General features: G+C 51.0%; 21 protein-coding genes. 14 read left to right on the top strand and 7 right to left on the bottom strand.

Features of this window, described 5'->3' with window-relative positions:
* Positions 1–328 precede the first annotated feature (328 nt).
* The gene (locus ACJJIV_RS07205; RefSeq protein WP_444891274.1) at positions 329–1,834 is read left to right on the top strand and encodes a SulP family inorganic anion transporter; all 1,506 of its coding nucleotides are present in this window, start codon (positions 329–331) and stop codon (positions 1,832–1,834) included.
* On the top strand, positions 1,834–2,736 hold the full coding sequence (locus tag ACJJIV_RS07200) for a universal stress protein (protein WP_444891273.1): 903 nt from the start codon (positions 1,834–1,836) through the stop codon (positions 2,734–2,736). Before ACJJIV_RS07205 ends, ACJJIV_RS07200 begins: the two co-directional genes overlap by 1 nt.
* A gap of 25 nt (positions 2,737–2,761) precedes the next feature.
* Here ACJJIV_RS07200 and ACJJIV_RS07195 read toward each other — a convergent pair whose 3' ends face one another.
* On the bottom strand, positions 2,762–4,435 hold the full coding sequence (locus ACJJIV_RS07195; protein ID WP_444891272.1) for an aminotransferase class V-fold PLP-dependent enzyme: 1,674 nt from the start codon (positions 4,433–4,435) through the stop codon (positions 2,762–2,764).
* A 186-nt stretch (positions 4,436–4,621) separates the two neighbouring features.
* Here ACJJIV_RS07195 and ACJJIV_RS07190 point away from each other — a divergent pair, with 186 nt between their 5' ends.
* Positions 4,622–5,098 (top strand): Lrp/AsnC family transcriptional regulator, encoded by a 477-nt coding sequence (locus ACJJIV_RS07190; protein ID WP_444891271.1) that lies wholly within the window; start codon positions 4,622–4,624, stop codon positions 5,096–5,098.
* Positions 5,099–5,102: 4 nt separating this feature from the next.
* On the opposite strand, the gene ACJJIV_RS07185 is transcribed toward ACJJIV_RS07190, so the two are convergent.
* The 3 genes from ACJJIV_RS07185 to ACJJIV_RS07175 form a co-directional block, all read right to left on the bottom strand.
* A complete protein-coding gene (locus ACJJIV_RS07185; protein ID WP_444891270.1) occupies positions 5,103–5,813 on the bottom strand; it encodes a DUF2238 domain-containing protein in 711 nt (236 codons plus the stop codon).
* 97 nt (positions 5,814–5,910) lie between these two features.
* Positions 5,911–6,483, bottom strand: coding sequence for a MiaE family protein (locus tag ACJJIV_RS07180; RefSeq protein ID WP_444891701.1), 573 nt, complete (start codon positions 6,481–6,483; stop codon positions 5,911–5,913).
* 76 nt (positions 6,484–6,559) lie between these two features.
* Complete coding sequence (locus tag ACJJIV_RS07175; protein WP_252084662.1) at positions 6,560–6,988, bottom strand: acyl-CoA thioesterase; 429 nt, start codon at positions 6,986–6,988, stop codon at positions 6,560–6,562.
* A 480-nt stretch (positions 6,989–7,468) separates the two neighbouring features.
* On the opposite strand from ACJJIV_RS07175, the gene fabV reads away from it, so the two are divergent.
* The 9 genes from fabV (at position 7,469) to ACJJIV_RS07130 (ending at position 16,123) form a co-directional block, all read left to right on the top strand.
* A complete protein-coding gene (gene fabV / locus ACJJIV_RS07170) occupies positions 7,469–8,647 on the top strand; it encodes an enoyl-ACP reductase FabV (protein ID WP_252084663.1) in 1,179 nt (392 codons plus the stop codon).
* 185 nt (positions 8,648–8,832) lie between these two features.
* A complete protein-coding gene (locus tag ACJJIV_RS07165; protein WP_444891269.1) occupies positions 8,833–9,876 on the top strand; it encodes an NADP(H)-dependent aldo-keto reductase in 1,044 nt (347 codons plus the stop codon).
* 73 nt (positions 9,877–9,949) lie between these two features.
* Positions 9,950–10,183, top strand: coding sequence for a DUF2789 family protein (locus ACJJIV_RS07160; protein WP_252084665.1), 234 nt, complete (start codon positions 9,950–9,952; stop codon positions 10,181–10,183).
* Positions 10,184–10,295: 112 nt separating this feature from the next.
* Positions 10,296–11,261 carry an LpxL/LpxP family Kdo(2)-lipid IV(A) lauroyl/palmitoleoyl acyltransferase gene (gene lpxL / locus ACJJIV_RS07155; RefSeq protein ID WP_444891268.1) on the top strand — a complete coding sequence of 322 codons (966 nt, stop codon included), beginning with the start codon at positions 10,296–10,298 and terminating at the stop codon, positions 11,259–11,261.
* Between the two features lie 92 nt (positions 11,262–11,353).
* Complete coding sequence (gene dapA, locus ACJJIV_RS07150) at positions 11,354–12,229, top strand: 4-hydroxy-tetrahydrodipicolinate synthase (RefSeq protein WP_252084667.1); 876 nt, start codon at positions 11,354–11,356, stop codon at positions 12,227–12,229.
* A gap of 34 nt (positions 12,230–12,263) precedes the next feature.
* Positions 12,264–13,457: an NlpB/DapX family lipoprotein gene (locus ACJJIV_RS07145; protein ID WP_252084668.1), complete on the top strand. Its 1,194-nt coding sequence runs from the start codon at positions 12,264–12,266 to the stop codon at positions 13,455–13,457.
* Between the two features lie 2 nt (positions 13,458–13,459).
* Positions 13,460–14,233: an MBL fold metallo-hydrolase gene (locus ACJJIV_RS07140; RefSeq protein WP_444891267.1), complete on the top strand. Its 774-nt coding sequence runs from the start codon at positions 13,460–13,462 to the stop codon at positions 14,231–14,233.
* A 106-nt stretch (positions 14,234–14,339) separates the two neighbouring features.
* Positions 14,340–15,164, top strand: a complete 825-nt coding sequence (locus ACJJIV_RS07135; RefSeq protein WP_252084670.1) for a sulfite exporter TauE/SafE family protein — start codon at positions 14,340–14,342, stop codon at positions 15,162–15,164.
* Positions 15,165–15,298: 134 nt separating this feature from the next.
* Entirely contained in the window at positions 15,299–16,123 is an 825-nt protein-coding gene (locus tag ACJJIV_RS07130; protein WP_444891266.1) for a sulfite exporter TauE/SafE family protein, read from the top strand.
* 136 nt (positions 16,124–16,259) lie between these two features.
* Here ACJJIV_RS07130 and ACJJIV_RS07125 read toward each other — a convergent pair whose 3' ends face one another.
* Positions 16,260–18,041, bottom strand: coding sequence for a peptide MFS transporter (locus tag ACJJIV_RS07125; RefSeq protein WP_444891265.1), 1,782 nt, complete (start codon positions 18,039–18,041; stop codon positions 16,260–16,262).
* Between the two features lie 241 nt (positions 18,042–18,282).
* Between ACJJIV_RS07125 and ACJJIV_RS07120 the strand changes: the two genes are divergently transcribed.
* Positions 18,283–19,416, top strand: a complete 1,134-nt coding sequence (locus tag ACJJIV_RS07120) for a tetratricopeptide repeat protein (RefSeq protein WP_444891264.1) — start codon at positions 18,283–18,285, stop codon at positions 19,414–19,416.
* A gap of 126 nt (positions 19,417–19,542) precedes the next feature.
* On the opposite strand, the gene ACJJIV_RS07115 is transcribed toward ACJJIV_RS07120, so the two are convergent.
* Both ACJJIV_RS07115 and ACJJIV_RS07110 read right to left on the bottom strand, forming a co-directional pair.
* Positions 19,543–22,281, bottom strand: a complete 2,739-nt coding sequence (locus ACJJIV_RS07115) for a TonB-dependent receptor plug domain-containing protein (protein WP_444891263.1) — start codon at positions 22,279–22,281, stop codon at positions 19,543–19,545.
* Positions 22,282–22,766: 485 nt separating this feature from the next.
* On the bottom strand, positions 22,767–23,462 hold the full coding sequence (locus ACJJIV_RS07110; RefSeq protein WP_444891262.1) for a 2OG-Fe(II) oxygenase family protein: 696 nt from the start codon (positions 23,460–23,462) through the stop codon (positions 22,767–22,769).
* A 1,116-nt stretch (positions 23,463–24,578) separates the two neighbouring features.
* On the opposite strand from ACJJIV_RS07110, the gene ACJJIV_RS07105 reads away from it, so the two are divergent.
* Positions 24,579–25,298 (top strand): 2OG-Fe(II) oxygenase, encoded by a 720-nt coding sequence (locus ACJJIV_RS07105; protein WP_444891261.1) that lies wholly within the window; start codon positions 24,579–24,581, stop codon positions 25,296–25,298.
* Positions 25,299–25,302: the final 4 nt, after the last annotated feature.

Here is a 25,302-nt window from a genome sequence, read left to right as displayed (position 1 = left end):
GGATGCAAATCAAAAAAACTGGTTTTGCCGGGTATTCAGCAAGGGCTGTGCCAACTTCGAAATAATTGTTAACCCATTGAAAAATAAGGATTTTTTGAGTTATTGGTAGTACAGGGCTTTTTCGGGGGTGTCCGCAAAAAGTGTCCGCTGTCCGCTTTGTCCGCTAGTGCTAAGGGGGCGGGGAAGATGAATAAAGCTAGGGCTGGGGAGACTGAAGGCGAAGGTCTATCCGCTGAATCTTTGGTCTGTAGTGGGGATTTATGCGGGGGGACTGTGCATGTGGTAGAGTGCGCGGCCTTTTTTTGATCAATTCAAATTTATTGCGTTTATGTTCCTTCCATCGCTGCTCTCATCGACCAAAGCCGACTGGTTCGGCAATATACGTCGCGACGTTCTCGCAGGCCTGGTAGTGGCCCTGGCTCTTATTCCAGAGGCGATCGCCTTCTCTATTATTGCGGGGGTGGACCCCAGGGTTGGACTCTACGCCTCCTTCTGTATTGCCGTGGTGATCGCCTTTGTGGGCGGCCGGCCGGGTATGATTTCCGCGGCCACGGGTGCCATGGCATTGCTGATGGTGACGCTGGTGAAGGAGCACGGCTTGCAGTATCTGCTGGCGGCGACGCTGCTCACCGGGGTACTGCAGATTATTGCCGGTTACCTCAAGCTGGGCAGCCTGATGAGCTTTGTGTCCCGGGCGGTGGTGACCGGGTTTGTGAACGCCCTGGCCATTCTGATATTTATGGCGCAGATGCCCGAGTTGATCGGTGGCACCTGGGAGGTCTACGCCATGACCGCAGCGGGCCTGGGGATTATTTATCTTTTTCCCTATATTCCGGTGATTGGTAAAGCGGTGCCCTCACCGCTGGTGTGTATCCTACTGCTCACCGCAGTGGCCGTATTCATGGGGCTGGATATCCGTACCGTCGGCGATATGGGTGAACTGCCGGATACTCTGCCGATCTTCCTCTGGCCCGAAGTACCGCTGAATTTTGAAACCCTGCAGATTATCTTCCCTTATTCCGCTGGCCTGGCTGTGGTCGGTCTGCTGGAGTCTCTGATGACGGCAACCATTGTCGACGACCTGACCGATACCAACAGCGATAAAAACCGCGAGTGTAAGGGGCAGGGGATTGCCAATATCGCTGCCGGCTCCCTCGGTGGTATGGCCGGTTGCGCCATGATTGGCCAGTCGGTAATCAACGTGAAGTCTGGCGGTCGCGGTAGACTCTCGACCCTGGTAGCCGGTATTGGCCTATTGACCCTGGTGGTGTTCCTCAGTGACTGGGTGGCGGTGATCCCTATGGCGGCCCTGGTGGCGGTCATGATCATGGTCTCTATCGGCACCTTTGATTGGAGCTCCATTCGCAACCTGAAACACTATCCGCTCTCCACCAATTTGGTCATGCTGGCCACTGTGATTGTGGTAGTGTGGACTCATAACCTGGCTTATGGTGTGTTTGTTGGGGTGTTGCTGGCCGCGCTATTTTTTGCCAACAAAGTCAGCCACTTTATGTATGTAAGCAGTAAACTGGACGAGGCGCAGAGTCGTCGTACCTATAAAGTGATTGGGCAGGTTTTCTTTAATTCCGCCGATAAATTCACCGCATCATTCAACTTCAAAGAAGTCGTGGATACGGTAGTGATCGACCTCAGCCGCGCACACTTCTGGGATATCTCCGCGGTGAACGCCCTGGACAAAGTTGTGCTGAAATTCCGTCGCGAGGGCGCCCAGGTAGAGCTGGTGGGACTTAACCAAGCCAGTGAGACAATCGTCGACCGGTTCGGCGTACATGATAAACCCGAGGAAATTGAACGGGTTCTTGGAGGACATTGATGGCCGTAAGCAACAGCGACAATAACAATAACTCCTTTGGTAATGGTGCTACACCGCCGTTGATACTCTCCTGTATCGACGGCTCCCATTACACCGGCGCAGTCTGTGATTATTCGGCCTGGCTGGCCGATAGCCTGGGTGCGCCGTTAAAGCTGTTGCATAACATCGAACGCAGTGAGGTCCCTGCGGTAACGGACTTCACTGGTAGCATCGGCCTCGGCAGCCAGGAAGAGTTACTGGAAGAGCTGACCGCGCTGGAGCAACAGCGCGCGCAGTTGCTGGTAAAACAGGGCAAACTGATGTTGCAGGCCGCGCGTACTCGCGTTGAGGCTGCTGGAGTGGAGCAGGTAATGAGCTGCCAGCGCCACGACAGCTTGCCCGAGTCCGTGGTGGAGCTTGAGGATTCGATTCGTGTGCTGGTGCTCGGTATTCGCGGTGAAGAGCACGCGGATTCTGACCAGGGCCTGGGTGCGCAATTGGAGACGGTGGTGCGTGCCCTGCACAAGCCGATTCTGGTGGTTAACCGGGAATTCCAGCCACCTAAGCGCATTATGCTCGCTTACGATGGTAGCGAAGCCGCGCGCAAGGCCCTGTCGCTGGTGGCAGAGAGCCCTCTGTTCCGGCAGATGTCCTGCCATCTGGTCAATGTGGGACCAGCGGATGTAGCGGAGAAGCTGCTGGCGCAGGCCAGCGCTGAGCTGGATACTGCGGGGCTGGCGGTTACAGCCAGCCACCTGGAGGGCAATCCGGTTGAAGCTTTGATTGCCTATCAGTCAGAGCAGCAGATTGACCTCACAGTGATGGGGGCCTTCAGCCACAATCGCCTGCGTGACCTGTTAATGGGGAGCATCACCGCCAAGATGCTGCTAAAAACCCGGCAACCCCTGCTGCTGTTGCGTTGATCATTGAAGCTCAGGGGTTGCGGCCTCAGAGTGCCAACGCTGCCTCTCTGGGGCTGGTGAACCAGCGCAGTGCTTCGGCATCTGCAGGCAGTGTTAATTCGCAGTAATGCGCCTCCGGCCGAGCTCGGCATAGCTCCTCCTCCGCGATAGCAAGGTAGTCGCTCAGGGGTCGTAGCGGTTGAGGCTCCTCTTCTTCGTTTATTGCCCCTGCGAAAAAATCCATCTCTGCCAAGCTGACAACTGGGCCGAGTTTTTCTTGCTGGAAGCGCCAGACTCCTTGAGCCGTGTCGAAGGCGTAATAGGGCAGCAGCCTCCAGCCGTGCTGTGCGACCAGGGCAACTGCCTCTAGCAAGTATTCAAAGGTGTCTTCGTCGATAAAATAATTGAAATTCAGGCGCACCCAGCCGGGCCGTAGTAGTTTTTGCCCCTTTAGAATCTGTTCTTCCAGAGCGCGGCTGTGCTCCATATCGATGCCGAGCAGTGCGTGCCCATAGGGGCCGGCACAGGAGCAGCCACCGCGGGCCTGGATACCAAACAGATCATTGAGCAGTGCCACAACAAAACCGTAGTGCAAGTCCTTGCCCTGCCAGAGAATACGCAGTGAAGCGATGGAAAGGCGAGGTGCCTGCAGGTTACCGAGAATTTCGATATTTTCTTCACGGGACCAGCGCTGCAGCGCTCGGTTGATAAACTGCTCTTCACGTCTGGCAATTTCCTCTGTGCCCACCATCCCCTGCAGTTTGAAGACCATACCGGCGCGAATAGACTCAACAATGGCGGGTGTGCCGCCCTCCTCACAGCGCTCCGGGTCCTCCAGGTAGCGGTGATCTTTCGGGGTGACATAGAGTACTGTGCCTCCGCCGGGAGTCGCCGGTACAGAGTTTTTTAACAGCCGCTCGTGTACCACCAGAATACCGGGGCTACCCGGCCCGCCGACGAATTTGTGTGGGGAAATAAAGGCTGCATCTTTACTCGCATCCTCACCATTATCCCCAACTGCACACATGTCGATCCCCACATAGGGCGCGGCAGCCGCATAGTCCCAGAAGGACAGAGCGCCGTAGCGGTGTAGCAGTTGGGTGACGGCCGCTACGTCGGTTTTAATGCCGGTTACATTGGAGGCAGCGGAAAAACTGCCAATCTTCACGGGTCGCTCGGCGTAAGTGTGCAACATGGATTCCAGGCCGTTTAGATCCAGCCCGCCTTGGCGATTCAGGGGAATAGAAACCAGTTCGGCGATGCTTTCCCGCCAGGGCAATTCATTGGAATGGTGCTCGTAGGGTCCGATAAAAACCACCGGCCGCTGTTGCGGAGGGATTTGCTCCAGTAGCTGGTGTCGCTTATCCAGGTCAGCCGGCAAACGCAAGTTAAGGATATCAATCAGCTTGTTGATCGCAGCGGTGGCGCCAGAGCCACAAAAAATTATTTTGTGTTCGGGGCTTGCATTGACCGCACGGCGAATTTCTTCCCGTGCTTCCTCGCGCAGCGCACTAATCTGGGCACCGGTAAAGGAACTCTCGCTATGGGTATTGGCGTAGTAGGGCAGTACCTGCTGACGGATGGCATCTTCGATAAACGTCAATGAACGACCGGAAGCGGTGTAATCGGCATAAACCAATGGCCTCGGTCCAAAAGGAGTAGGAATCGGTGTGCGATCGCCGATAACAGATTCACGGATGTGCTTGATAAGAGTGGTCATGATTCTCTTCCCTGTTTTATAGGGGCACTCTAGGGCTTTGGGAGTGAAACAATGTGCCTATTTATGTGGTTTTTCAGCTCATCACCGAAACGTTGTGCCGTAACTTGAAGCTTTTAGATTCTTTGTGTTGAATTCTAATGGTTAAGTGAGACGATGGGCCATTTGATGGCCAGAGTGGGGACAGGTATGGCAGCGGCACTTAACCGGCAGGACAAACAAATTCTCGAATTATTGCAGGGGGATGCGACACTCTCTGTGGGGGATATTGCCGAGCAGGTGGGGCTATCAAAATCCGCCTGTTGGCGGCGTATTAACAAGCTGGAGGAGGAGGGCGTGATTGCCGAACGGGTGACACTGCTGAACCAGCAGAAACTCAATCTGCCACTGACCGTATATATTTCCATTCGAACCAATCAGCACAATGATCATTGGGCTGCTCAGTTCGGTGAGTTGGTGCAAGGCATCGCCGAGATATTGGAGGTGCACCGTATGAGTGGGGACCTTGATTACCTGATCAAGGCGGTGGTTACCGATATGCCCGGTTACGACCGCCTTTATAAGGCGCTGATCAAAGCTGACCTATTCGATGTCAGTTCCAGTTTTGTGATGGAGACCATGAAACAGACTACCCGCCTGCCACTGACTTACGCAGGGACAGGCTGAAGGATTAGTGGCTGTGCCGGTTGCGCCACCATTGCAGGAGCTTGGCTTCTCCTCTGGCCCGGTCCCCTTCAGGAACCCGCATACTATTGCGTATTTCTTTCCAAGTATTGGAGTTCAGCCACAGGTTTAGGGCTAGGACAATCAACATAGCGACTATGGCGCCTAGGCCCGCCAGCAACATATCTTTCTGCGCATCCCAAATATCCCCCTGTGAACCGAGAAAGGCGATGCCCAATTCCGGGGAAACTGTGCGCGCCGCTTGCCACTCGATAATTTCATAAATGGAGGACAGGGCGAAGGTGACATCTACCGGAAAGAAGTAAGCCCAGAAACCGCGCAAACCGGCGAGGCGGATCAATATCTCTCGTACCGGGTAGGCCAGTAATAAGCCAAAACTAAAATGCACCAACCGGTCGTACATATTGCGCTCGCTGCCGAGCCACTCTCCCATGGAGAAACCGAATGGTACCTCCGCGTAGGTGTAGTGGGAGCCGATTACATGCAGGCACATAAACAGGGTGATTAGCGTGTAGGAAACCCTGGATAGAGGAAATACCCGGGCGCTGAGTAAAATAACGGGAAGGGCTGCAAAGACCAGGTAGTTTTCCAGCAACCAGTCATCCGGATGTAGGGGCTGCCAGGCGGACCAACCCCAAGTAAAGGCGAAAACGCTCAGTAGTACCAAGCGGTACCAGTGTTGGCGAAGGGTGGACATAACTGCAGAAGCCCCATTACAGACAAGGTATATCCGCGCCAGCATACACGATTGCTTATCTCCGTGGGTTGTATCGAATTACTGCCTCCATCCCTGGCTAGTGCAAAGCTGCACGGTAGGGCAGTGCCTCAGTAATTCGCGCTTCCTTACCCAGTAGATGGCAAAGGCGGTCTTCTACTGTATGGCTAGGAAAGTATTCCAGTGCCAACTCTAAAAAGAGTTCATGGTGGCGGGCTTCGCTCTCGGTGATTACCCGATAAAAAGTTTTCAACGTCCCCTCTGGTAGTACTTCGGCCACCAGGCCAAAGCGCTCGCAACCACGCGCCTCAATAATGGCTGCGGTGAGCAAGCGATCCATCAAGTATTCATCAGGGCCGCGGCGGATTAACTGGCGCAGGGCGTGGATATAGGGATCTTTCTCGTCCGCTGCTTGGTAGATACCTCGCTCGTGCATGATTTTGATGACCTGACGAAAATGGTTCATTTCCTCTAATGCCAGGTTCACCATGGCTTCCACCAACAGAGGTTTGTCCGGATAGTGGGAGAACATGGAGACGGCCATGCCAGAGGCCTTCTTTTCGGCGGCGGCGTGATCCTGTAGAAAACGATTGAAATCTTTGAGCACTACCTCTGCCCAGGCCCTCGGAGTTTTAAAGCGTAGTTGCAACATGGTGGATAACGGCAGTGACAAAATAGTCATTATACCGTCATCCACAGGAATAGCTTTCTGGGGACTAAAGAGAGCTTTAACCGGCCAATCGACGCTCGCGAAGCTCCCGTTCACGCCGCGTAGCGATACGCGCCTGCTCAAGGGTCATCCCGGCCTTGGCGTGGGGAGTGGGTTTGCCGTTGGCATCCAGTGCCACGAAAACAATCTGTTCCACCTGCACAATCAGTTGTTGGGTCTGCTTGTTGCGCACTTCGCAGTGAACGGTCAGGGAGGTCTGACCAATACCAACCACTTCAAAGCCGAATTCCACGACATCGCCGCAGCAGGCTGAACTAACAAAGTCAATTTCTGACATCAGCTTGGTGACCAGCATGGGCGTGCCCATTTGACAGCCAGCAAAAATGGCGGCTTCTTCATCAATCCAGGCGAGCAGCTGACCGCCAAACAGGCGCTGTGCGGGATTCAGGTCGCAGGGTTTGACGCAGTGACGGGAGTAATATTTCACGCTGACCTTCCTAACTTACTTTGGGTTTAACGCTCGACGGGTAAGTAATTGCGCAGTGGCTATTCGGATTGGATGCTTCCAGTATTCAAACCGATAGCTTTTGCATATGGAGTGTTCTGCACACAGCGTGCCAAGCCTGTGAAAGTCTAGCTGAGCTTTTCAGGTGGAATGCATGCCATAACAAGAGATTTAAGCCATATATCCGACGTGAAATTAATCCTGATGCGCAAAAATAGTGCAAAAAGTCACTTTAGGGGTGTTTGGCCACTTTGGCCGCTATTGGGGAGGTTCTGGACAGTGAGACTGTTTTAAGGGAAAAGGGGCTATGGGACTCCTAGGCCACAACCATTAGAATGACGTATCAGTGTGACTCAGGCGTCGATGCGCAGGGTTTGCAGCACCGTTTTCCCCGATGCGTGTTCCGCGTATCTGTGATCACATAACCACGATTCCCCAAGTGCATAGGGAGAGACTGTTAGGATGATTATCCAGCCGAAAGTTCGCGGATTCATTTGTACCAATGCCCACCCGCAGGGCTGTGCTGCCAACGTGCGTGAGCAGATTGACTACATCAAGTCGCAGCCAGCGATCGAAAATGGTCCAAAGCGTGTCCTGGTCGTGGGTGCTTCCACCGGTTACGGATTGGCCTCGCGGATAACTGCCGCCTTTGGCAGTGGCGCCGATACTCTGGGGGTGTTTTTCGAAAAACCGCCCACGGAGAAGCGCACAGCCTCTGCTGGTTACTATAACTCCGCAGCTTTTGAGGCCGAGGCGCATAAGGCCGGCCTTTATGCTAAGAGTATCAATGGCGATGCCTTTTCCGACACGGTAAAAGCCCAGGCTGTTGAAATGATTAAAGAGGACTTGGGGCAAGTAGACCTTGTGGTCTACAGTCTCGCCTCGCCCCGCCGTACAGATCCCAAGACCGGTGAACTCTACAGCTCCGTATTAAAGCCCATCGGTGAATCCTATACCGCCAAAAACCTGAATACTGACAAACTGGAAATTTCTGATATCACTGTCGACCCCGCCAGCGAGGAAGAGATTGCCAACACCGTGAAGGTGATGGGCGGTGAAGACTGGGAGCTATGGATGCAGGCCCTGGGCGAAGCTGGGGTTCTGGCCGATAACTGCAAGACGGTGGCTTACACCTATATCGGTGAAAAGCTCACCTGGCCGATTTATGGCCACGCCACCATCGGCAAGGCCAAGGAAGACCTGGATCGCGCCGCCAAGGCGATTACCGAGAGCGGTAAGGCAAACGCTAATGTTGCGGTGCTCAAGGCTCTGGTTACCCAGTCCAGCTCCGCGATCCCGGTAATGCCGCTCTATATCTCCCTGGTCTACAAGGTGATGAAAGAAGAGGGTACTCACGAGGGTTGTATTGAGCAGTTGTATCGTCTTTACACCGAAGGGCTCTATACCGATACGCCGCGCCTCGATGAAGAGAACCGCCTGCGTATGGACGATAAAGAGCTGCGCCCAGAGACCCAGGCTAAGATTGAAAACCTGTGGCCTCAGGTAACGGCGGAAAATTTGTTTGAGTTGACTGATTACAGCGGCTATCAGGCGGATTTTCTCAAGCTGTTTGGTTTTGGCACTGAGAGTGTTGACTATGAGGCGGATACCAGCCCATTGGTAGAGGCGGAGTTCCGTTGATTTTTGCGGGGCTCAAGTTAGAGCCCCTATCCACGGGGAGTTGTGTCGCTACTCCCTTTTATTTTGCCTCACCGTTAAGGTTTGCATGGCATTTTCTCTCATTCCCTAATTACTTCTTCACCTCCCTGTTTTCTACCTGCGGCAAGGGGGCATAATTCCCTTTTTGTTTTTGCGGGGAGGACTTCATGGAATACCGCCAGCTCGGTACCAGCAATCTCAAAGTGAGCCAGATCTGCCTGGGCACCATGACTTTTGGCGAGCAAAATAGCGCCGATGATGCCGCCGAACAGCTGAATTATGCCCTCGAGCAAGGGGTGAATTTTATTGATTGCGCCGAAATGTACCCGGTGCCACCTCGGCCAGAGACCCAGGGACGGACGGAAGAGTATATCGGCAGGTGGCTCTCGGCCCGCGGTGGGCGTGACAAGGTGATTATCGCCACCAAGGTAGCTGGTCGTGGGGAGGCAAACTCCGGCGTTGGGCATCTGCGCTCGGGCCCGCGGCTGAATCGTGCGCAGATACTGGAGGCCTGTGACCACTCCCTCAAACGGCTGGCTACCGATTATATCGACCTATATCAGGTGCATTGGCCCGAGCGCCTGACTAATTTTTTCGGCCGTCTCGGCTATCAGCACGGAGGGGATGATGGCATCGCTATTGCCGAGACTCTCGATGCCTTGGAGGAGCTGGTCAAGGTGGGTAAGGTGCGCCACATTGGCATTTCCAATGAGACCCCTTGGGGGATGCATGAGTATCTTAAGGAGTCTGTGATTTTAGGTAAGCCGCGCATCGCCTCGATCCAAAATCCCTACAACTTATTGAATCGCACTTTTGAGATTGGTTGTGCCGAGATATCCCTGCGCGAGCGATGTGGATTATTGGCTTACTCGCCACTGGCCTTTGGGGTCCTCTCCGGGAAGTATCTGGGAGGGGAAAAGCCCGTCGGCGCACGCTTGACACTATATGATCGTTTCCAGCGCTATACGGGGGGGCGCACTGGTGCAGCTACCGAGGCCTATGTGAAATTGGCGCGTCAATTTGATCTAAACCCTGCGCAGATGGCCCTGGCCTTCGTCAATCAGCAGCCGTTTGTGACCTCTAATATTATCGGCGCCACAACCATGGAGCAGTTGCGTCAAAATATTGCCAGCCTTGATTTAAAGCTCGATGAGGAAGTGCTGGCCGCAATTGAGGCAATCCACAGCGAAAACCCTAACCCGGCACCTTAGTGCGCGGGTGGAGATATCTATAATTGGGAGAGAAAATTGCGTAACCGGTAAGGGAAAACTTTAGGGAGCTTTTATGGAGACCACCGGGCATCACACTCTCAATGATTTGTTCGCCCAGCTCGGGCTGGCTTCAGAGGATGCGGAAATTCACGAGTTTCTGATCACTCATTACCTGCATCGGCATGAGAAACTGTCCGCAGCATCTTTCTGGACCGAGGGGCAGCGACAATTTCTCGAGAGTGCCATAGAAGAAGATTCTGACTGGTGCGTCGCAGTCGATGAGCTGGACTCACTGCTGCGTCATTAATCCGCCGTGTCACTGGCCAGTTGTCCACCCCTGCGCCGTATCCCATAGGTTATACTACGCCGAATTCAACCGATTAAGCCGGGGGAACTCCCCGGCCGCGTAGCGATACCCGATGGAAAAACCTCGTTTTCGAGCGGCCCTGCTGCACCCCCGATACTGGCCGACCTGGTTGTTGTTCGGTCTCTGGTTCCTGGTGGCTCAACTGCCCTATCGCTGGCAGCTGGCAATGGGACGCAGTTTTGGCCGAGCAATGCTCAGAATGGCCAAGAGCCGCCGTACCATAGCCGAGCGCAACCTGGCCCTGTGTTTTCCCGAGCTCGGTGATACCGAGCGGGAAAACTTACTTATCCGCAATTTTGAATCCAGTGGCATCGCGTTAATGGAAACCGGTATGGCCTGGTTTCGCTCAGCGCGCTGGTTGCGAAAGCGATGTACTTTCGAGGGCCTTGAGCAGTTACAGGAAATTCAGTCTCAGGGGCAGGGTGTGTTGTTGATGGCCATGCACTTCACCACTCTGGAGATGGGGGCGGCCCTGATGGGTATGAGTATTACCCTGGATGGCATGTACCGGCCCCATAAAAATCCGGTTTACGACTATATGCAACGCAAAGGACGCGAGCGACATACTGGCGGTGGCAGCGTTTATCAGCGTAAGGATGTGCGTGGAGTATTGCGCGCCCTGCAACATGGTCGGGCGGTCTGGTATGCTCCGGATCAGGATTATGGGATTAAGCAGGGTGTTTTTGCGCCTTTGTTTGGTGTGCCTGCAGCGACCGTCACAGGGACTTCGCGATTTGCCCGTGTGGGGCGCGCTAGGGTTGTGCCTTACGTGCTTACCCGCCTGGATGACAATTCCGGTTATCGCCTCAAAGTGTACGATCCCATCGATGAAATTCCTTCCGGTGATGAACTACAGGACGCGATTCTGGTCAACCGCTTCATCGAAGCGCGTATCCGCGAGGTGCCCGAGCAGTATATGTGGGTTCACCGCCGCTTTAAGACCCGTCCAGAGGGCGCAACCAATGTCTATGAAGGTGTGCGCAAGAAGAAAAAGAAGCGCAGGAAGGTAGCGAGCTAGTGGCACTGGCATAGATTCTGCGCCCTAAGTAACATACCAGTTCGACTTTGGCGGTGCTATTCCAGGCCGAGCGCAATAAATAAGGAGAGAGGATGTTTACCGGCAGTATGGTGGCCCTGGTCACCCCAATGTTTGCAGACGGAAGCTTGGACTGGGACAGTTTACGTAACCTAGTTGACTGGCATATTGAACAGGGTACACGTGCACTGGTGGCCGTGGGTACCACAGGAGAGTCCGCAACCCTCGACGTTAATGAGCATGTTGAGATTATCCGTCGGGTTGTGGATCAGGTCGCGGGGCGTATTCCGGTAATTGCCGGTACTGGCGCCAACTCTACCGCAGAGGCGATCGATCTAACTGAAGGTGCCGCCCGCTGTGGTGCCGATGCCTGTCTGTTGGTGACGCCCTATTACAACAAGCCGAGCCAAGAAGGTTTATATCAACATCACCGCGCTATCGCCAAGGCTGTGCCGATTCCTCAGATTCTATACAACGTGCCTGGTCGCACTGCCGTCGATATGTTGCCAGAGACAGTTCAGCGCCTGGCATCAATTGGTAATATCGTTGGGATTAAAGAGGCCACCGGTGACCTGGAGCGCGCTAAAGTTTTATTGGATACCTTGCCAGAGGGCTTTGCACTCTACTCCGGTGATGATAGTACTGCCATGGAACTGATGTTGATGGGCGGCCAAGGTAATATCAGTGTCACTGCCAATGTGGCCCCAGCGGCAGTGGCTCAGATGTGTGAGGCCGCACTGGCTGGAGACGCCGTGACTGCACGGGCAATAGACCAGCGTATTCAAATATTGCACAAAGTTTTGTTTTTGGAGTCCAACCCGATACCGGTGAAGTGGGCTTTGCGGGAGATGGGCCGTATTGATGGTGGCATCCGCCTGCCGCTGACCAGTCTGTCGCCCGAGCATCATGCTACAGTGCGCGAGGCTCTGCGCAGTGCCGGCGTACTATAAACCTGCGAATCGTGAATTAACCAGGAAAGCTTTAATGAACAAATTGACCGTTGGAGTCGCGCTTTGTATTTCTAGTCTCAGCCTGGCGGGTTGTGGTGTGTTCGGCAACGATGGCTATTTTCGCGATCGCAGTAACGATTACCAGCAGGCGGACAGCCTGGCGCCGCTGCAGATTCCAGAGGGTATCAACGCCAAACACCAGGAAGAACTCTACGAGATTCCACAGATCGCCGGAAATGGCTTAGAGGATGGGGACTTTGAAGTGCCGCGTCCACAGGCACTATCGGTCAATGCGGGGCTGGAGCGAGTAAAAATTCAGAAGCTGGGCAACAGCCGCTGGGTATTGATTTCCCAACCCCCGGAAGAGGTTTGGCCCCAGCTGCACTATTTCCTGCGCACTTCCGGGCTGACCGTGGAGATGTCTGATGCCAGTGCCGGTATTATGGAAACCGCTTGGATGACATTTAATGAGAGCCCCGATACCAAGGATAAATATCGCCTGCAGATAGAGACTGGTGTTCAGCCGGACACCACCGAGGTCCACGTGCGCCACTTATCTGTTGCGGTGGATGCTCCTGTGGGGGGAACGGTCAACTGGCCGCAACTCTCAAGCAGCCCGGAGCGCGAGGGCTGGATGATCGATGAGATGTCCACTGCCCTGGCCACAGATGCCTCCGGTGCTTCAGCCTCTCTGGTGGCCCAGGCCATAGGTGGTAGCTCTGTAAAGGTGCAGCTGCGTGAACCCGTAGGCCACGAACCCTATATTTCCATGGGGCTCGAGATGGAACGTGCTTGGGCTACCGTTGCCCACGCTGTGAATGCCGGCGCTTATCGTCTGCATCGCGAGGATTCCGATATCGGTCTTTTCTACGTTACCTACGATGAAGAGCGCGAGTTGGCGGAGAGTGAAGAGGATGATGGTGGCTGGTTCTCCTGGGGTAAGAAGTCCAAGCAGGACGATGAGCTGGCCGAAAATGCTGACCAGATAACCCTGCAGCAGATCCTTGCCGGTATCGATACCTCTGAGGGTAGTGAGCCTGCGCTGTTCAAGGAAATCAAAGGCTTGGGTGTCGGCTCAATTCCTGAGGGCGGCTTCCCCGGCTACTTAATTGTGATTCGGGGTGGTGACGATGAGATCGAAGTGCGTATCCGCGATACCCGCGGTCAGCCTCTCTCGCGCAACAAGGCCTCCCAGCTACTGCTCTCTATTCAGCAGAACCTGATTTAATAATGGGTCTGCGCTTCGCCTCACTGGGAAGCGGCAGTAAAGGAAACGGTACATTGGTCGCCAGTGGCGACCAATGTCTGTTAGTGGACTGCGGCTTTACCATCAAGGAAACCGAGCGACGTATGTCTCGGCTCGGTATGTCTCCGGCTGACCTCGCTGCGATACTGGTAACCCACGAGCACAGCGACCATCTCTCCGGTGTCGCTCCGCTTGCGCGCAAGTATGGCCTGCCGATTTACCTGACTCCTGGGACTCTTCGCGCCCGTGATATCGGCAAGTTGCCACAGGTGCATTTGATCGAAGGGCATGAGCCTTTCCTTATTGGGGATATTCAGGTGACACCTGTCGCCGTGCCGCACGATGCCAGAGAAGCTGCACAGTATGTATTCCGCAGCCGAGGGAGTAGTTTGGGCTTATTGACCGACCTGGGCACAGTAACGCCCCATGTGGAATCCCATTTTGCAGGTTGCGATGCACTGGTTCTGGAAGCCAACCACGATCCACAGATGCTGGCCCAGGGGCCCTACCCCCCCTCTCTGAAACGGCGTGTAGGTGGTGCCTATGGGCACCTGAGTAACCAGCAGGCTGCGGGATTTTTACAGCGTGTGGGTTATGAACAGCTGCAGCATCTGGTGGTCGCCCATATCAGCGAAAAAAACAATACTCTCGAACTTGCTCGTTCGGCTCTGGCAGAAATGGTGGAGAGTGTCGAGAACTGCATTTTTGCCTGTCAGCAGGAAGGGTTTGACTGGCTCACCGTTGAGGCCCGAGAGTAATCGGCACTCGGGTGCCACCTAAATTTCCTCGCAAAAAATAGTGATAACTCACAGGCCCAAGGGCGCTGCGGTCAGTGCTAGCGGTTGTTTAAAGGATAGAGACTGGATGGAAACCTTACTTATTTACTTGTTAGTGGGGGCTGCGGCAGGGACTATTGCCGGCCTCTTTGGGGTGGGCGGTGGTTTAATTATCGTGCCGGCCCTAGTGCTGGTTTTTACTGCCATGGGTATCTCCCCGGATATCCTTACTCATATGGCGGTGGGGACATCTCTCGCAACCATCATCATTACTTCTATCAGCTCAGTGCGCGCACATAATAAAAAAGGTGCGGTGGACTGGCGCTTGTTTGGAATGATGACTCCGGGGATTCTTATTGGCTCCTGGCTTGGCGGAATGACAGCAGATTGGTTGTCTGGGGCCTGGTTACAGCTGTTAATCGGTGTCTTTGCCATCGTTATTGCCATTCGCATGTGGCTGAGTGGCTTGCGGCACAGTGGGGCGGAAGAGGGAGCCGGTATTTTACCGGCAGCCCCCATATTAGCTGGCGCAGGTGCAGTGATTGGTTGGGTTTCGGCAATCTTTGGCATTGGTGGTGGTTCGCTCACAGTGCCATTTCTGTCCCGTTGCAAGGTGCGGATGCAGAGAGCCGTTGCTACATCCGCAGCTTGCGGTTTGCCCATCGCCATTGCGGGAGCTCTCAGCTTTGCGGTGCAGGGTTGGGGCAACACTCTACTGCCAGGCTGGAGCAGTGGATTTATCTACTGGCCTGCCTTTTTGGGGATTGTTGCGACCAGTACGATCTTCGCTCGCTTCGGCGCTAATCTGGCCCACCGCCTACCGGCAAAGTGGTTGAAACATGGATTTGCAGTGTTGCTCTGCGTTATCGGTGGACGTTTCATTTGGCTGAATAGCGGCTTACTGGCTCTGTGAAGTAAGGTTGCTCAGGTCATATTGATCTGAGCTTTTTGGCAAAGCGCAGTTAGGGGGTGAGTGCTTTGTACCTTCTCTGTTGCCCACAACCCATCCTAGTCCCACAGGGGTGGCTAAACTGAAGCAACATGGAAATGTTGCTTATTTATTTGTTACTCGGTGCTGTTGCAGGTACCGCGGCAGGCCTCTTGGGGATTGGTGGGGGGCTGATTATTGTTCCTGCTCTGGTACTGATCTTTTCCGCGACGGGTATTTCTCCCGAAGTGTTGACCCATATGGCTGTGGGTACTTCTCTAGCAACTATTGTCGTTACTTCAATAAGCTCGGTATGGGCTCACAACGCCAAGGGCGGTGTGGATTGGCATCTATTTTGGGTTATGACCCCTGGGATACTGGTGGGATCTTGGCTGGGTGGCGTGACTGCGGATCTTTTACCTGGAGCCTGGCTGCAACTCTTGATTGGTGTCTTCGCCATAATTATGGCCGTGCGTATGGGCATGAGTGGCTTGCGCACAGCTTCTCAGAAGGAGAGTGATACTCACTTACCTGGATCACTCCCCTTGATCTGTTCGGGGGGGGTAATCGGCTGGCTCGCGGCCATCTTTGGTATTGGCGGAGGGGCACTGGTTGTCCCCTACCTGTCGTACTTTGCAGTCAAAATGCAGCGTGCAGTGGGCACCTCTGCGGCTTTTGGTTTGCCTATTGCTATCTCTGGCTCACTGAGCTTTGTTGTACAGGGGTGGGGTAATAAGTTATTGCCGAGCTGGAGCAGTGGTTATATTTACTGGCCGGCTTTTCTAGGGATTGTTCTTACCAGCGTGCTCTTTGCCAAGCTTGGGGCTAACCTGGCGCATAAAATATCTTCCAAGCGATTGAAACTCTGCTTTGCCTTATTGCTCTGCATAATCGGGATTCGATTTATTTGGCAAAATTTCAATCTGTTAGTGGGGCTGAGCTAGAGCTACTTTCTAACTTATTAGTGCTCGATAGGTGACGAAGAGGACTTCTTCATTTATTGGTGTTTGAGGGGTGGGATATCAGAAATAAAAAAGCCACTGTAAAAACAGCGGCTTTTTGCTGTGATGATGGTTTCCCTTAGCGGATACCACACATACCTTTTTTCAATAACGGTGAGATAACAATCATCAGTACACCGACACCCAGGCCCCACCACATTAGATACTCAAAGAGTGCAGTGTAAGTTGCTACTGCAGCGGCAGTATCGGCACTGGCACCTGAATCCATAGCAGCAATTTTACCAATACGAGTGGCTACTGTTTCAGATAGGGCTGTAGCCAGGAACCAAGTGCCCATACTTACACTGACCACCTTACCAATGGATAGCTTGGTAACAGCAGATAGGCCAACTGGTGATAGGCATAGTTCTCCCATCGTGTGCAGAAGGTAGGCGAGCACCAACCAGATCATCGCTACTTTTCCGCTCTCAGTAGGGAAGGTTGCTCCGAGTACGAGGGCGCCAAAGCCCAAGCCTGCCTGAATTATACCTAAACCGAATTTTACCGGAGTGCTCGGCTCCCATCCGCGCTTGCCCAGCCATACCCATACAGCTGCGAAGGGAATTGCCAGAAGAATAATAAAGGCTGGATTCAGCGAGGAGAATTGAGAAGCATTGATTTCAAACCCTGCTATTGATCGGTCTACCGCACGATCAGCAAAGAGAGTCATAGAGCCATATGCTTGCTCGAATAGTGCCCAGAAAACAATTGTGGACGTGATAAGTACCATCAGTACCACGGTGCGGGAGAACTCTTCACTGTAGTGGCGGACAAAACCGTAACCAATGAAGGCTACCAGTGTTAGCAACATGCCACCTAGCCATAGGTCCACGCCGCTGAATGCCCAAATCAATCCTAGGCCGGCAGACAGAGCGGCCATACCGATAGCGACAACATCTTTGCCCTTGTTGTCTTTGTGAAGCATGGAGAATAGGATCAGTCCAACAATGGCAACGATTAGTAAGCTATTTTGGGCAATATGGACCACAGGTTCACTTTGCACTAGGTACCATACTAAGCCAAGGGAAATGGTTGCACCTAAGTAAATGGCCCACTCTTTATTGATTATGCCCCAAGCCTTTTCTTTCAGAACTTCCGGTCGGCTCGGTTCCGCTAGGCCATTTAGATATTTTTGTCCCCAAATAAAGGTGATCAGACCAAATAACATACCGATACCGGCGAGGCCGAAACCATAGCCCCAACCGTAAGTTTCACCCAGCCATCCACAGAGTATAGTTGCAGCTAGAGAGCCGATATTGATACCCATATAGAAGATGGTAAAACCGGCATCGCGGCGGGAGTCATTTTTCGGATAGAGTTGGCCGACAATGGTGGAAATATTTGGCTTTAAGAAGCCGACTCCCACGGTGATCAGTGCCAGGGCCATAAAGAAGACTTTAAGGGCCACCACATCCTGAATAATGACCTTTTCAGTCAGGGTAGTACCTGCCGCAATCACGCTACCATCATTCAAAGTAATGGCTTCGGAAAGAACTGTACCTGCGGCATAGGAGATAGCCTGATGGCCTTCTACTGCCATTAGCAGGTGCCCAAGACAGAGAAAGACTCCTCCGATGAGTACAGCCTTACGCATCCCCAGATAGCGGTCGGCCAGCAGACCTCCAATCAGTGGCAGCGCGTATACCAGGCCGGCATAGGCGCCCAAGATGTCCAAACCAGCACTATCTGAAAATAGGTGGTATTTTGTTAGATAAAGTAGCAGAAGTGCTTTCATCCCATAGAAGGAGAATCGCTCCCACAGCTCTGTAGCAAAACAGATATAGAGCCCTTTCGGGTGGCCGAGCAATTCGCCCGAGCTCGGAGAGGCCGCCGTTGTGACGTCCGCGACATTAGAAGACATAGAAGTTCCTCTGTCTGTAATAGTTATTGGGGAACCTCCGCTAGCCACTCTCCCGGAATAAGGGGCGGGATTGATTGGGCTGCTTCCAGAGCTTCCAGTACAGCCGACAGAGTTTACCAGCTGTCTAAATTACAGGCGAACCGTTGTGGAACAATTTAGAGAAATGGTAATCAGGTGCTTCCATTGCAGCGTGATAAGTGGTAAATCCTGCGTAACATGGAATTTTAAGGGGAAAATAACAATGAAAACCCTATTGCTGCTAAGTCTGCTCCTGTTCTTGAGTGCATGTGCGAGGCTACCGTCTGGTCATATTCAGTCAATTGACTTGGAAAATGCCTTGAGCGGTGAGGCTTTGCTGGGCAGAGCGGTCTCCATGGAGGAGTTGCCGCAAGAAGATCTTCTGGGGTTAGACTCAGATATACGCGCTTATTTGAAAGAGTTAGCTCCAAATGCCAGCCCGCAAAGTCGTTTGGCAGCCCTGATACGGGCCTTTGAGCAGCGCGACTTCACTGTAGAGTATGATGAAAACGCTACCTTAACAGCCATGGAAACCTATCGGCTGGCACGGGGTAACTGCTTAGCTTTCACACTGATGATGGTGGCGATGGCCAGGGAATTAGGGGCTGAGGCCTCCTTCAACCAGGTAGAAGTACCTCCCGTCTGGAGCCACGATGAGGCTGAGACCTTCATCGTTTACCGACACGTGAATATGGTATCGGAAAGCTCGCGCGGCCGCCGTGTAGTCGATTTCAACCTTGCCGCTTATGACCCCGCTTACGATCAGCATATCCTGGATGACACAACGGCCTTTGCTCTCTACTACAGTAATCGCGGAGTTGAGTTGATGCGTGAAGGGGAGAGAGAGCAAGCCTTTTTATATCTGCGCAAGGCTCTGGAGCTGCGTCCACAGAGGAGTGATTTATGGGCCAACTTGGGAGCCATGTACAGCCACTTCGGTTTTCTAACCGAGGCGCAGCAAAGTTACCAGCAAGCCTTACATTTAAAAAGCAGCAACCTCGTTGCAATCAGCAATCTGGAGCGTCTCTACCGATACAACGGCCAGCAAGCACTTGCCGATGAATACGCCAAGCGTGCCCGCTACCACCGGGGACGTAATCCCTATTATCTCTTCTACCAGGCACGGGAGGCCTATGAGCAGGGGGACTTCAAGCGGGCCGAACGCCGCTTGCGCAGAGCTGTATCGCATTATGAGGGTGATCATCGCTTCCACTTTCTGCTCGGGTTGGCCAGATATCAGCTTGGGGAAATGGCGGCATCAAGGGAGAGCTTTGAAGAGGCCTTCTCGTTGGTGACTAGTCCCTCAACAGTCAACGCCTATCAGCGAAAATTGCATCTGATAATGCAGAGTGAGTGAGGGTTTTTGTTACTTGTAATTAAGTGTTAAGTACAAGGGCGTACTAAAATTCAATGCTAAATTGCTAAATAAAGAAAGGGGCCAGATTGGCCCCTTTCTTATTTATTGACTTGCAAGATTCGCTACTTAGAACTGGTAAGTAACACCAGCCCAAGCATAGCGGCCTTGGTAATCGTAAGTGCTATTAGTATCAAAACTGTTGGCACCATTGATCGCGGTGTAGGATGGATCGCGATCAGTTACGTTATCGATGCCGGCGGTCAAGCGCATAGCCTCACTGACATCCCAGCCTGCTTTAAGATTTAGGTAGGTGTGAGAGGGCATATCCAATTTTTCACTATGGCCATCACCAATATACTGAATATCAGCACCAAAGTCCCAGTTATCAGCGTACCAAGTTGCACTGGCTAAGCCGCGCCATTTGGAATAAGCACCACTAGTAGTTCCGATTTCATCTAGGTAGTCACTAGTACTACCCGTTTGGGAGTTGTGCTCTTCATATTCAAGCAGGTGTGTAGCTTGAGCACGCAGTGCTAGTTTTCCAGCGTTATAGTGGAAGTTTTGTACCACATCGATATCGATACCACTGGTATTGATCTCACCAACGTTCATCTTTGCGCCGTTAATATCGATGATCTCATTATTATTCAGGCGTGTAATAAAGTCACAAGCGGCCTGTTTACCATCAATCCGGTAGCAGTCATCCAGGATTTGCTGAAGGTCAGGAGAGGTAATTGCATCCTCAACTTTTATATTGAAGTAATCCAAGGTAATGGACAAGTCTTCAGTAAATGCTGGGGTCCATACAACACCTGCGGTAAAGCTGGTTGACTCTTCAGGCTGCAAATCAGCATTGCCGCCGATGTTTACAGGAATTTGGCTACCTACCTGCACTAAAGTTTCCGAAACTTGCTCTGATGTACAGTTTTTGCCTCGACCATCGGGGTTAGCCTCCTTGTTTGTGGCACAAGGGTCTATAAGTGATGGATAACTTTGGGCGGTACCGCTATAGAGTTCATAGATTCCTGGTGCGCGAAACGCTGTAGACATACTGGAACGGAAACGCAGGTTCTCCGTTGGTGCGTAAACTACGCCAACTTTGTATGTTGCTTGGCCGCCAAAAGTATCGTAGTCGGAGTAACGTAGAGCAGCATCAACCGAGAGTTCATCTGCGTACTTAGCTCCAGACAAAATAGGTAGGTTAAACTCTGCAAATACCTCAGTAACTGCGAAGTCACCGGAAGTTGCTTCTTGCTTATTAGCAAAAGTATCACCACTTTGGGTTTCTACGCTTGGATTAAACTCGCCAGACTCTTTACGGTATTCAACACCAGTAGCAAAACCTAAAGCACCACCTTGGAACTGAATCGCTTCGATGTCTCCAGTCAGGCTGGCACCGAAATTAATCATTTCATATTCATTATCTTCACGGTCGGTGTAGCCGATATAGTTGGCTACTTCATCACTAAGACCGCCGAAGAATTGAATATTCTCTTCATCAATACCACTGGTTCCATCGAGAATCTCCTGCAGTTTTGTTTTACTGATGGAGTTTTCTAAGATGTTTTCACCTTCATTTTTGCCATAGCTTAAGAAGGTATCCCAACCCCAACCATTGGCGAGGTCACCACGAGCTCCACCGAGAAAACGGTAAGTTTCCGTTTTCTGCTCTGAGTCGCGGGTCCCCGTGTCTACGGGTCGCACAAGAATAGTGGAGACACCATCAGCCCAGTTCTCACCATGAGAGGCTGTCGGTTTTTCAGGCTCTAGTCCATCGGGCTTGCCCAGCTCTTCCCACTTTGCTTTAGCCGCCTCGTACTCTGCCAAGTCAATTTGATATTGGTTCTCTGCTTCATCCCAAGCTTCTGCTAGCTGTGACTGAATTTCGGCAGGAAGATTGTCTGTGGTTAAGGCTAAACCATTACCAGTGTATAATGGCTGAGCGGCCATTTGCTGGTTAGTGGTCTTAACGGTATATGAGCCTTCACCGTAAAGCTCAATAGAGTCGGTAAGTGAGAAGGTGCCACTCCCTGTTAAGCTGGTGCGCTCCATAGCACCCGATAGCCACATATACTGGCCAATATCGTAAGGAGTGTAATCTCCAAGCTCAGTCCCGCCTTCCTTGATGGTGTAAGCCCCATCACCATAGCTGGTGAACAAGGAGCCTGTGGCAGCTACAGAACTGGTTAATCCCGCCCAGTCTCGGTCTTTATAAGTAATTTCATCACGCTTGCTATGGGTTAGATTACCGATAAATTGACCGCGGTCGAATTCCTTACCGAAAGTGATAGACAGCTCGCCATTCTCACCGCCGCCAGCTTCAGTGGCACCTGCTCGGGCATTAACACGAACACCATCGAAAGAGTCTTTCAAAACGACGTTGATAACACCTGCTACAGCGTCAGAGCCGTATACGGCGGAAGCACCATCGGTCAGAACTTCGATACGGTCGATCATATCAACTGGGATATTGTTCATATCCACTGCGGAGCTTACGCCGGAGCTGGAGGATACAAAGCGGCGACCATTAACCAGCACTAGGGTGCGGGCAGAACCCAGGTTACGCAGGTCCACAAATGACAGACCACCACCACCGTTGTTGTCGTTGGCGTTGATACCGGTAGTACCCATGGAGGGAAGCTGGTTAAGCAGCTCATCAATGGTGCCTACACCAGAACGCTGGATAGCTTCAGAGTCAACCAGGGTAATGGGGCCGGTAGTGGAGAGTGGGTCACGAGCAATGCGGGAACCAGTAACAACTACTTCCTCAACCTCTGGTCCGGGGATGGATTCCTGGGCGAAAACGCCAGAGCTGGCGATGGTGCCCAGTGCTGCAATGGCAACGCTCAGTTTGGTCTTGATCATAGTGGAACCTTTTTATACTTAAGGTGCTTTTATGGCTATAAGATAATTACAAGATAACCTGTCAAAGCTGACTTTAAATGAAAAGGCTTCAATATGGAACTATTATGACAATTTTGATGACTTATGTACTGATTCAAGAGATGTGAAGAAAACGATTTTTATAGAGATATACCAATCAACTTAGTTTTTTCATCCTATATTTTCTTGTTTTGCTTGAATTTTGTTGCTGATTAGGAAGCTTTCTTAATGTATTAATTTTTTACTCTTGAGGGGAGAATGTAACCTAGCGCTTTTATGTTTCGGCGCCGGCTCTTGAAGGTGGAGGCTGGCTAGAGGGCACTGCAATCATTTGATTGCAGTGCCAATTGATCGTTTATTCTTGTTGTTTTCTGCCCCAAATTCTCATCTTATTAGTTATGTACACTAGCAATCTATTGTGTAATAGCAATTGGATCCATTTATACTGTAACTAATTGAATATTTTTTTATCTATCGTGAAACCATCCGCTAATAGCTATTCTCAATTTTGGTGCAAATGGGGCAACACAAGTCACGGAGTGGACGTGTTTGACGTCAAATAAGCACAAGCTGTTATATAAGGGTGACCAGCAGTCAGTAGGGGTGCCATCGTTCTTATAAAATTGAAGTAAGCCACCCCAATCAGGGTGCCAGTTTTCTGATAGGTTATATACAAATGCAATGCGCCTTTTCTCGGATGAAATATCATCTTTGTGCCTTGTAATAAAGTCCCCTGGAGCAAAGGCTGTTAATTGGGCGCTTAGGTAAGCCAGTGAAGGAATGCCGGTGATTGCTCTAACATTACTCATCATCGCTTCACTAGATAGCAGGTTATAAATCTGGGCGAGATGTGGGGGGGAGTTTTGGTTGAGTCCTTGTCTTCCGTACCAAAACCCAACTCCGTTTCTTGCTAAATTATGAACGCTTTTGATGAGTGAAACTCTCTGATTGGCTTCTAATTGGGCAAACTCGTCTTTTGAGATTTCAGAATATTGGTTCCCTGAAAAGTGAGCCTGTCTAAATTTAGCATTAGCTTGAATCTCGCTTCTTATTAGGCATGCGGATTCATAGTTTAATAGATTTTTGATTCGACACTTTAGGTCAATGCTGAACACGTTATTCCAGTGATTGAGGTCCAGTCCACTGTTTAGTTTATATTTCATGCTTATGGCATTCCTGCTAATTTGTTGTTTGGTTCTCCCTGGTTTCCCTTTTTAAGATTAATCAAATATTTATGGCGGTTTTGATTAAATTTCATCGTTTTAGTTTCTGTAGAAAGTTAGATTCTGGAAATAGTTGATATACTTGGCAATGATAAATCGAGCTTTAACTTCCATTGAATCAAAGCAAAGCAAAGCAGGGGCATATGAAGAGCCGTACCTATCGGTAGCGATGAGGGTCATGACCGGTTGAGGTCTATCAGGAGCTGTAGTGATGGTATCAGTCCCAGATTCACACTTAACCTGATTTCGAGGTGGAAGTATACATCGGCTACCAGCTAAAAGTGTAATTTCTGAGTGGATTTCTAGATGAGAGTATTTTGGAGTGTGCGGAAAGGTTGGCCATTTAAATGGTTGCTATCGAGCGACTACATTTGTTTGGGAATATAAATATGATTGAAAGGGTTAATATTGTTACTCTTTTGCATGGTGTTAAATAAGAATAAATGATGATGGTTTAAGCTGTGAAGTGGGGCCTGTACTTGTATCTAAAAAATTAATAACATAAAGAATCCTAACGTGGTTAAGTTTCGTTGTGATCTTTCAAAAGAAAATAAGATCTTATTGTTGGTATGGTGATTCGAGTAGGCTCGTAATTAAGGGGAGGTCGGATTATTTGGGTTTGCTGCAGTATTTGTAAATTTATAGTGGGTGGTTAGTTTTATAGAGTGCAGAATATTATTTTATGCAGTTTCAATACCTTTTTCTGAGTTTGAGGCGGGCTTTGTAAAGTTTTCTCCTTTGCCTATGTCAAGTTTTCGCGAGATTTTTTATTTGCCATAATGTCCGGTTTCTTTGTGGTTTTCTGGGAATGGATTAGATTCTTATTGATATGACTTTTCGGTTTCTAATAATATTGAAGCCTGGGCGCTCTTCCAAAATTTTTCTGGAGAATTATGAAGCTACCCCTAATTTTTAAGTGGTAATTCTTTAGTTGTTTGTTTTAGAGTTCTGCTTGGTACTTCATTTGAATGGTTTGTATCTGTATACTCTCATTTTTGCATCGGTTACTAAAGTTAGTTATTTGTGTTCCATTAAAGAGTATTTGTTGGGCCCCTAATGTTTTATATGTCATCTGATTTTGCTGTTGAAGAGTTGCGCAAAGAATATTTAAAGGCGTCGGTTGTGCAAGTGTCTAGTTTTCTTCAGGCACAATCAGCTGCGGATATTTTTTCCTTTTTGAGGGGGCAGGAGGAGTGGAATCTTTCTTTTAATAAGTTTGGGTCTCATGCGGACATTAGTTTTTTGGATTTTTGTGGTTGGAGTAGTAAGCAAAAAACTACTTTAAATGATGTTGTGTGGTCTCAGGCAGAAGGGGGGTTTCAATACTTCTACAAGAGTATACCTATATTTGATTTTTGCAGTCGTGGGTATGGTCAAGATAAGCGTTTCTCGGCTATTTTTGAGCTGGTGAATAGTCGACCATTCTTGTCTTTAATGCGCTCAATTGTTGGAGATCAAAGTATATCCTTTGCTGATGTACAGGCAACTTGTTTTGATCGGGGGCATTTCCTTAAGGTGCATGATGATGGTGTTCATGGTAAAAATAGGGTAGCAGCATATGTAATAAATCTAACCCCGGATTGGGATGCGGATTGGGGGGGGATACTAAATTTTTACGGGGGGAAAAAAAATGTGACTCAAGGTTTGGTGCCCACTTTTAATGCTATTAATGTATTCAAAGTTCCTCAGAAGCACTCGGTTTCATACGTAACTCCATTTGCGCGAGAGAGTCGCTACTCTATTACAGGTTGGTTGAGGCGAGGGCAGGTTAAGTAGTAAA

Source organism: Microbulbifer mixtoriginis (SeqCode) (genome assembly GCF_052466765.1).
The sequence above is the reverse complement of the archived record's forward strand: the minus strand, read 5'-3'. Positions and strand labels throughout refer to the sequence as shown.